Genomic DNA, 9,385 nt, shown 5'->3' with positions numbered 1-9,385 from the left:
GCTCCACGCTTCCTCCCCACGGTCGGTCGCCCTTCCGCAGTTGCGCTTCACTTCGCTCGCTGTGGTCAACTTGCCGCGCGACTTGCACCCGCAAGAGTGCGCCCATGCTGGGCGCACAAAAAACGCCGCGGCGAACCGCGGCGCTCAACGCAAGCACCCTGCCAGGGAATCTTCGTTGTTTCAGTGTCCGTCGCCGGCGTGCGCCGCGCCTTCGAATTCGTGCGCCGCTTCACGCGCTTCGCGACGCGCATCGCGTTCCTTGCGTACGCCGTTGAACACGATATTCAGCACCACCGCCGACACCGATGCCAGCAGAATCCCGCTGTGAAGAATCGGTTCGAGCGCATGCGGCAGTTGCGAGAAGAACTTCGGTGCGACCACCGGCACCATGCCCATGCCGACGCTGACCGCGACGATAAACAGGCTGTGATGGTTCTTCGTGAAGTCCACGCGCGACAGCGTTTTGATGCCGTTCGCCGCGACCATGCCGAACATCACGATGCCCGCGCCGCCGAGCACGAACGGCGGCACCGAGGCGAGGACCTGCGCCATCTTCGGAAACAGGCCGAGCACGACGAGAATCACGCCGCCGGTCGCGCAGACAAAGCGGCTGCGCACGCCCGTCACGCCGATCAGCCCGACGTTCTGCGAAAACGACGTATGCGGAAACGAGTTGAAGATGCCGCCGATCAGCGTGCCGAGACCGTCCACGCGCAGGCCGCGCACCAGCGCTTTCTGATCGACGGGACGCTCGACCAGATCGCCGACCGCGAGGAACATGCCGGTCGATTCGATGAAAGTGACGAACATCACGATGACCATCGTCGCGATCGAGAGCGGATCGAAATGCGGCATGCCGAAGTGAAACGGCAGCACGATGCCGACCCACGGCGCATGCGCGACGCCATCCATGTTCACGCGCCCGAGCAGCGCGGCGATCACGAAACCCGCAACGATGCCGAGCAGCACCGAAATATTGGCGATAAAACCGCGCGCGAACTTGTTGATCAGCAGAATCAGCGACAGCACGACCAGCGACAGCAGCAGATACACGGGATTGCCGTAATCCGGATTGCCGACGCCGCCCGCCGCCCAGTTGATGCCCACGCCCATCAGCGACAGGCCGATCACCGCGATCACCGTGCCGACCACGACGGGCGGGAAGAAGCGCAGCATCTTGCCGATCATCGGCGCGAGCAGAATGCCGATCACGCCGACCGCGATGGTCGAGCCGAACACGTCGAGAATGCCGAGCGACGGATTCGTGCCGATGGCGATCATCGGGCCGATCGCGGCAAACGTGCAGCCCATGATCACCGGCAGGCGGATGCCGAAGATCCACAGACCGAGCGTCTGGATCAGCGTCGCGACGCCGCAGGAAAACAGGTCCGCGCTGATCAGGAACGCGACCTGATCTTTCGAGAGACCCATCGCCGCGCCGAGGATCAGCGGCACGGCGCCCGCGCCCGCGTACATGACGAGCACGTGTTGGATGCCGAGCGTCAGCAGTTGCCCGGTCGGCAATCGCTCGTCGACGGGATGCACTCTGTTCGATGCCATGTCTCTCTCCTATATGCCTCTCATTTGGAATGGCCTCCAAGTTAGATGGATCAAAAAGCGTCAACAAGACCACCCGGCGCTATAGATCGCGTTCGCGGGGCGATATGGGGAATGCGCGCCGCGAACGGCTGCATCGGGCGCAAGCCCTTTGGGCATGGGCTTCGGCGCGTGACGGATGATTTTTGTCGTGTGACGAAAGGCTGCCTTCTTCGGCTCGTCGTTATGATGTGAATCACGGCGCGCGTATAGTCCGTTTTTCGTGTGTCGCGGATTTTGGCGGGGTAAACCCCTGTCTTACGCGTTTTCCCTAACGACTTTTCAAGTGCGAATTCCATGCGATTTCTGGGCATTGATCTTGGCACCGGATCGTTGAAACTCGCCATCGTCGATGAAGACGGACGAGAGATCGCCTCCTCCGGCGCGGCGTATGCCGTCACGAGCGAACGGCCCGGCTGGGCCGAAACGCGCGTCGAGACGTGGTACGACGCGCTCGTCGATGCCGCCTCGCGCCTGCCGTCGACGGAACGCGACGCGGTCAGCGCAATCGGCTTCTCCGGGCAGATGCACGGCGTCGTGCCGGCCGATGCCGACGGCCGCGCGCTGCGTCCCGCGATGCTCTGGCCCGACACGCGCGCGAGCGCCTTGCTCGATGCCTGGCCCGAACCGCAGCCGAATCCCGTCGCGCCCGGCATGGCGGGGCCGCTGCTGCGCTGGCTCGCGCTGAACGAACCCGCTATCGCCGATGCGACGCGTCACGCGTTGTAAGCGAAGGACTGGCTGCGCGTGACGCTCGGCGGCGCGTGCGTCACCGATCCATCGGATGCATGCGCGACCGCGCTGGCCGCGCCATCGGGCGAATGGGACGATGCGCTGATCGGCCGTCTGAACTTGCCGCGCGCGTGGTTCGCGCCGCTGGCGGCATCGCATGAAAGCGGCGGGGCGTTGAGCGCGCGGGCCGCGGCGTCGCTCGGACTGCTGGCGGGCATTCCGATGGCCGTCGGCGCGGGCGATACGCCGTGCGCCGCGCTCGGAAGCGGTTTGTCGTCCGATGGCGATGCCTTGCTGACCACCGGCACCGGCGGCCAGATCGTCGTGATGTGCGCCGATGCGCCCGCGCCCGTGCGCGGCCTGCATACGTATCGCGCGGCCAATGCAGAGTGGTATCGCATGGCGGCGATGCAGAACGTGGGCGTCGCGCTGGAACGCGTGCGCGGCTGGCTCGGCTTCGCGTCGTGGCGCGAAGCCTACGACGAAGCCTTTGCCGCCGACGCCAGCGCGTCGGTGAGCTTTCTGCCGTATCTGAGCGGCGAGCGATCGCCGTGGATGAACCCGTCGGCGCGCGGCGGCTGGCTCGGTCTCGGCCTGAACGACACGCGCGGCACGATGATGCGCGCCGCCTTCGAAGGCGTGGCATTCGCCTTGCGGGCGGGACTCGATGCGATCCGCGACAACGGCACGCCGCTCACGTCGATGCGGCTCGCCGGCGGCGGTTCCATCGACGCGCGCTGGCGGCAACTGCTTGCCGATGCGCTGCAAGTGGAACTGCATGCCGTCGATTGCCCGAATGCGGCGACGCGCGGCGCGGCCTTGCTCGGCGGCATCGCGGCGGGGCACTGGCGCATCGACGAGATGACCGCGCTCGCGCCGGTCACGACACGCGTCGCGATGCCTCAGGCTGAGGCGACGCTCGCGGAAAGGCACGCGCGTTTCATCGCGTTGTATCGCCGCGTGGAAGACTGGTTCTGACGCGGCGTGCGTTAGCGCTTACACTTTCGCCCGAAGGTCGGTGACCTCGATCGGCTCCTGAACATCCGCATCATATTGACCTGCCCGTGATGTTCGGTTCATCTACGACAAACTTCGCACCATCGAACTCAGCCATGTCCTCACCCGATTTCCGTTCGCGCGCGTTCCTGCTCGATCACACGCTGCGCACGATGACGTTCTACCATCCGCACTGCATGGATCCGGCAGGCGGCTTTTTTCACTACTACAAGAACGACGGCACGATCTACGACCGCACGTCGCGGCATCTCGTGTCGAGCACGCGCTTCGTCTTCAACTACGCGATGGCCTGCAAGCACTTCAAGCTCGATGAATATCGCGGCGGCGTGGTGCACGGCATCGACTATCTGCGCGAGTTTCATCGCAATCCGCAGACGGGCGGCTATGCGTGGACGCTGAACGGCCGCGACGTCACCGATGCGACCAACCATTGCTACGGCCTCGCGTTCGTCGTGCTCGCGTATGCGAAAGCGGTGGAAGCGGGCATCGACGAAGCGCGCGGCTATCTCGATGAAACCTGGAACGTGATGGAGCAGCACTTCTGGGACGCGGAGCACGGTCTGTATAAAGACGAAGCGACTGGCGACTGGCAAGTGTCGGACTATCGCGGCCAGAACGCGAACATGCATACGTGCGAAGCGCTGCTCGCCGCATTCGAGGCGACCGGCGAGACGCGTTATCTCGATCGCGCGGCGCTGCTGGCGGACAACATGGTGAATCGCCAGGCATCGCTTGCGGGCGGGCTGATCTGGGAACACTACAAGCCGGACTGGTCGATCGACTGGGATTACAACAAGGGCGATCGAACCAATATTTTCAGACCGTGGGGCTTTCAGCCGGGGCATCAGACCGAATGGGCGAAGCTGCTGCTGATTCTCGACCGGCATCGTCCGGAGGCGTGGCATCTGACGCGTGCGCGCGAACTGTTCGATCGCGCGATCGAATTGTCATGGGACGATCAGCACGGCGGCATGGTCTACGGCTTCGATCTGGACGGCAAGTTCTACGACGAGGACAAGTATTTCTGGGTGCAGGCGGAATCGCTCGTGGCGGCGGCGCTGCTCGCGGATCGCATGGAACGCGCGGGCGATACGCAAGCCGCCGTGCGCTACTGGAACGATTACGACCGCCTGTGGGCCTATAGCTGGGAGCATTTCGTCGATCACAAATGGGGCGCGTGGTATCGCATCCTGTCGCGTGATAACCGCCAATACAGCGACGAGAAAAGCCCCGCCGGCAAGACCGACTATCACACGATGGGCGCATGCTACGAAGTACTGAGCGTCGTCCGCTGAACAACATCCGTATTTCCGAAACCAAGGAGCTGTTAGATGAAGACGAAGGCAGCAATCGCATGGGAAGCAGGCAAGCCGTTGACCATCGAGGAAGTCGATCTCGAAGGCCCGCGCGCCGGTGAAGTGCTGATCGAAGTGAAGGCGACGGGCATCTGCCACACCGACTACTACACGCTGTCGGGCGCGGATCCGGAAGGCATCTTCCCGGCGATTCTGGGTCACGAAGGCGCGGGCGTCGTGGTCGATGTCGGTCCCGGCGTCGGCACGCTGAAGAAAGGCGATCACGTCATTCCGCTCTATACGCCGGAATGCCGTGAGTGCAAGTTCTGCCTCTCGCGCAAGACGAATCTCTGCCAGAAGATTCGCGCGACGCAAGGCAAGGGTCTGATGCCCGACGCCACTTCGCGCTTCTCGCTCGGCGGCAAGCCGCTGTTCCACTACATGGGCACGTCGACGTTTTCGAACTACATCGTGGTGCCGGAAATCGCGGTCGCGAAGGTCCGTGAAGACGCGCCGTTCGACAAGATTTGCTACATCGGCTGCGGCGTGACGACGGGCGTCGGCGCGGTCGTGTATTCGGCGAAGGTCGAAGCGGGCGCAAACGTGGTCGTGTTCGGTCTGGGCGGCATCGGGCTGAACGTGATTCAGGGCGCGAAGATGGTCGGCGCGGACAAGATCATCGGCGTCGATATCAATCCGGGCCGCGTCGAACTGGCGAAGAAATTCGGCATGACGCACTTCATCAACCCGAAGGAGACGGAGAACGTCGTCGACCATATCGTGCAACTGACCGATGGCGGCGCGGACTACTCGTTCGAGTGCGTCGGCAACACCACGCTGATGCGTCAGGCGCTCGAATGCACGCACAAGGGCTGGGGCCAATCGTTCATCATCGGCGTGGCGGCGGCGGGGCAGGAAATCAGCACGCGTCCGTTCCAGCTGGTCACCGGTCGCGAATGGAAAGGCTCGGCATTCGGCGGCGCGCGCGGCCGCACCGATGTGCCGAAGATCGTCGACTGGTACATGGAAGGCAAGATCAATATCGACGATCTGATCACGCATCATCTGAAGCTCGATCAGATCAACGACGGCTTCGACCTGATGAAGAAGGGCGAATCGATCCGTTCCGTGGTCATCTACTAAGCAAGGAGACGACGATGCTCGAACTCGTGGAAGAACATCGTTGTTTCGGCGGCGTGCAGCGGATCTACAAGCACGAGTCGGAATCCATCGGCCTGCCGATGCGCTTCTCGGTGTTTTTGCCGGCCGCCGCGTCTGCTGCGAAAGTGCCGGCGCTGTTTTATCTCGCCGGCCTGACGTGCACCGAAGAGACGTTTCCGATCAAGGCGGGCGCGCAGCGTTACGCGGCGGAGCACGGCATCGCGTTGATCGCGCCGGATACCTCGCCGCGCGGCGCGGATATTCCGGGCGAGAAAGATGCGTGGGATTTCGGCGTCGGCGCGGGCTTCTATGTCGATGCGACGCGCGAGCCGTGGTCGAAGCATTACCGCATGTATTCGTATGTGACGCAGGATTTGCGCTCGGCCGTACTCGCTGACTTGCCTGTGCGCGAAGACCGGCTCGGCATCTTCGGACATTCGATGGGCGGACACGGCGCGCTGGTGCTGGCGCTGCGCAATCCCGATCTGTTCAAGAGCGTGTCGGCGTTCGCGCCGATCGCCGCGCCGTCGCAGTGTCCGTGGGGCGTGAAGGCGTTTTCCGGCTATCTCGGCGACGATCGCGAAGCGTGGAAGCAGTATGACGCGAGCGAACTCGTGCGTGGCGACAGTGCGTCGCGATTCGCGAACGGTATCCTCATCGATCAGGGCCTGGGCGATCAGTTTCTCGCGGAGCAGCTTCATCCGGATATCTTCGAGCGCAATGCTCGGGAGGCCGGGCGTAATGTGACCGTGCGGCGGCATGAGGGATACGATCATGGGTACTTCTTTATCTCGACGTTTGTTGGGGAGCATGTGGCGCATCATGCGCGGGTTTTGTGTGCTTAGTTTTTTTGCGGTTACTTGGCTTTAGGGTGCTTTGCGGGTGTCGCGCTCTATTGCTCAGTAACCGCCTCCCCGGCGGAGGGGTTACTTTCTTTGCCGCCGTGTACAGACCGGAGACATAGGTAACAGGTGCGTCAGGATATGGGTAACACATTTAGCTCCTTTTGCCGCCGCCCTTCAAGCTGATCGTATCGATTCGATGATGAGCAAAGTACAGGTCATAGGTGCCGTCGGTTTCGCTACTGGCCCGTAATGCGATGGGCAGGTTAGCCAACGCACTGGAGACTTTGAAGCGCTGCGACTTAAAGCGCACCTCTCCGTTCATACCCACCCGAACCACCGCATCTGCGTCGCCGTATTCGATCGGCGACAGCCGTTCCGGATACGGTCGCGGGCTGGTTCGATAGCGCCAAATCGGTGTAGCCATGCCCAGCGCCTGATGCGGTCGCTCGTGGTTGTACACGCGGCGCCACGCATCGAAGGCTTGCTGAGCACTCTTCAGGTTCCTGAAGTGTCGACCCGCGAGCAGTTCAGCCTTCAGCGTCCGATAAAACCGTTCGTCTTTGCCGTTCGTCTGCGGATGCATCGGTCGGCTGTACGAGATCCGGATGCCCAGGCGGATCAGCCAGATCGCCAGCGCCGTTAACTGCCCCGGTCGCACGGGGCTGCCCCATGGCGGACCGTTGTCCGCGTTGATGCGCAGCGGCAGCCCATAGCGACGAAACACCGCGCGCAAACGCTCGCGCACCACGCGCGTGGGCGTACTGCCACATGCATCGAGTGCCAGATCGAAGCGCGAGTGATCGTCAAGCACCGTGAAGGGCGAGCAGCGCCGGCCACTGTCGAGCTCGATGCAGCCCTTGAAATCCATCTGCCACAGGTCGTTCGGATGTTCGTGTTCGAAGCGCTGCCATCGCAAAGCGTCGGTGCTGCGCTCAGCGGTGATCAGGCCGTGCCGATGCAGGATGCGCGTTACAGTGCTCGGCGAAGGCGTCTGGTCGAAACCCAGATCGCTCATGCGACGGGCAATCTTGGCCGCGCCCCACACGGGCTGCGCATGACGCAGTTCGACCACCCGTGCTTCGACTTCGGCAGCGGTACGCAAGGGGCTGTGTACCGGCCGTCGGCTTCGATCGGCCAGACTCGTGTCGCCTTGCTCGAAGCGTCTGATCCACTTGTAACCGGTCTTCGCACTGATGCCGTATCGAGTACACAAAGCGCGTCGATTGGCGCCTTCCTGTGTGGCGAAATTCACGAATTCAAGTCGCAGTTCCATGATGTCTTTGCTATCCCAGACCATGATCGACTCCGGACGAACCATTCGTCCGAAGTGTTACCCATGTCCTGGAACAGGTGTTACCTATGTCTCCGGTCTATACACGGCGGCAAAGAAAGTAACCAAAGAAAGCGCCAACGGATTCAACCAGTCGATGCAACCTCCAACGCCTCAGCCAGTTTTTCCGCTGGATTCGTAAAACCGAAAGTCTGAGGAGGCCGTTTAATCTCCGTACTCCGATCCCATGTCAGCGAGCGTTTCAGCTCTATCGGCAGCTTCACGCTTGACCTATCCTTTCCAGCCACCTTCGCGAGCAACGCACAGCGTGAGCGGCGCTCCGCCAGTAACGCGATGTGCGTGTTACGCGATCCGGCAAGCAAGTTTCCCCCAAATGTCCCAGGACGGCTTGATCTTCCGCTAGTGCCGTCCTTTCACTAATCGGCATGGCGTTATTCGTCATGTCCCTGTTCTGACCACGCGTCTGGATAAACAGGCTCCAGTAGGCGGTTTCGTGCGAAGTTCGCATCTCCTTGCGCAGCGGGCATTGCCGCCTGGGCCAACCAGCGCTTGTGCAGGCGACCATCGTAGGTTTGGATCTCGCGCAATAAGCAGGAAATCGATTGGAAAGTTCCAGGTCAAATCGGAATAGTCGCGTGTTTATTCGATGTGGCGACTGGTATCCAAGGGGGCCGATCTAAAGATTGACGCCAATGCTGTCCTGCGCGAAGTTTCAGGAGGCCTGCAAAATCTTGAGCCAGAGGTAGCCAAAGTTTTGAAAGGCGTCAAGGTTGCCGGGAAGGTTGCGCATGACTTTGCCAGCGATGGTTTTCGCAGCCTGAAGAGCTTGTCCATCAACGGTGTAGATGGCGGATTGTCGCTGATCAGCCTGTATTTCTTGCAGGACAGTCTAAAGAGCAGCATGGCGGACCTCGACGCCAAGGTCGGCGCGCGGCACCCGGAGGTGGTGGCCGCGTTCTACGGCGCATCGGTGAGCATGATGGGCGGCGCCACGGAAATGGCAGGTCAGGCGCTCAAGATTCCGGCCAAGGCCGCACAGGTGTTCATTCAACGCGCGGGGACGGAGTTGACGCCGAAGCTTTCCCAAGTCATCGGGTTGGGTGAAGGGCTGGTGAAGGCCGGGGGTGTGATTGCGGCGGTGGGAGGGATTGCGGATGCAGCGGTGAATCTCGCGGCAGCTACACGGGTGTCGAAAGTAGGTGATGCGAATGCGGCGAAAGCGTATTACGTAGCCGGTGGTTTATCGCTTTTTGGAGCAATCAGCAGCACTGCTAGTGCACTCGGTGCGGGACTCTTAATGGGGCCGCTCGGAATAGGCATTGCTCTAGGCTCTGTTCACATTTGAAGAAATGTGTTTACATCTCATCTTTTGCGTAAGCGATCAAGATGAGTCGAATGTTGCTGACCGATGAGATATGGGGACGACTGGAGTCCATTGTTCCGGGTAA

6 protein-coding genes and 1 pseudogene are annotated in these 9,385 nt (G+C 61.8%); 5 read left to right on the top strand and 2 right to left on the bottom strand.

Going from position 1 to position 9,385, the window contains the following annotated elements; all coding sequences use genetic code 11:
- Positions 1 to 180: 180 nt before the first annotated feature.
- Positions 181 to 1,560: a nucleobase:cation symporter-2 family protein gene (locus BVER_RS24920; RefSeq protein WP_050455546.1), complete on the bottom strand. Its 1,380-nt coding sequence runs from the start codon at positions 1,558 to 1,560 to the stop codon at positions 181 to 183.
- Positions 1,561 to 1,893: 333 nt separating this feature from the next.
- On the opposite strand from BVER_RS24920, the pseudogene BVER_RS24915 reads away from it, so the two are divergent.
- From BVER_RS24915 to fghA, 4 genes and pseudogenes are all read left to right on the top strand, one after another.
- A pseudogene (locus tag BVER_RS24915) lies at positions 1,894 to 3,306 on the top strand (xylulokinase).
- A 134-nt stretch (positions 3,307 to 3,440) separates the two neighbouring features.
- Entirely contained in the window at positions 3,441 to 4,640 is a 1,200-nt protein-coding gene (locus tag BVER_RS24910; RefSeq protein WP_050455545.1) for an AGE family epimerase/isomerase, read from the top strand.
- A gap of 36 nt (positions 4,641 to 4,676) precedes the next feature.
- Complete coding sequence (locus tag BVER_RS24905) at positions 4,677 to 5,783, top strand: S-(hydroxymethyl)glutathione dehydrogenase/class III alcohol dehydrogenase (RefSeq protein WP_050455544.1); 1,107 nt, start codon at positions 4,677 to 4,679, stop codon at positions 5,781 to 5,783.
- A gap of 14 nt (positions 5,784 to 5,797) precedes the next feature.
- Positions 5,798 to 6,646: an S-formylglutathione hydrolase gene (gene fghA, locus BVER_RS24900; RefSeq protein WP_050455543.1), complete on the top strand. Its 849-nt coding sequence runs from the start codon at positions 5,798 to 5,800 to the stop codon at positions 6,644 to 6,646.
- Between the two features lie 151 nt (positions 6,647 to 6,797).
- Here fghA and BVER_RS24895 read toward each other — a convergent pair whose 3' ends face one another.
- Positions 6,798 to 7,943: an IS481 family transposase gene (locus tag BVER_RS24895; RefSeq protein WP_050455547.1), complete on the bottom strand. Its 1,146-nt coding sequence runs from the start codon at positions 7,941 to 7,943 to the stop codon at positions 6,798 to 6,800.
- Positions 7,944 to 8,583: 640 nt separating this feature from the next.
- On the opposite strand from BVER_RS24895, the gene BVER_RS24890 reads away from it, so the two are divergent.
- Entirely contained in the window at positions 8,584 to 9,282 is a 699-nt protein-coding gene (locus BVER_RS24890) for a hypothetical protein (protein WP_050455542.1), read from the top strand.
- Positions 9,283 to 9,385 lie beyond the last annotated feature (103 nt).

The sequence above is a fragment of the Candidatus Burkholderia verschuerenii genome (assembly GCF_001189365.1).
GTDB classification, from domain to species: Bacteria; Pseudomonadota; Gammaproteobacteria; order Burkholderiales; family Burkholderiaceae; genus Caballeronia; species Caballeronia verschuerenii.
Note: the sequence above shows the minus strand (reverse complement) of the source record. Positions and strands in the feature narration are given on the sequence as shown.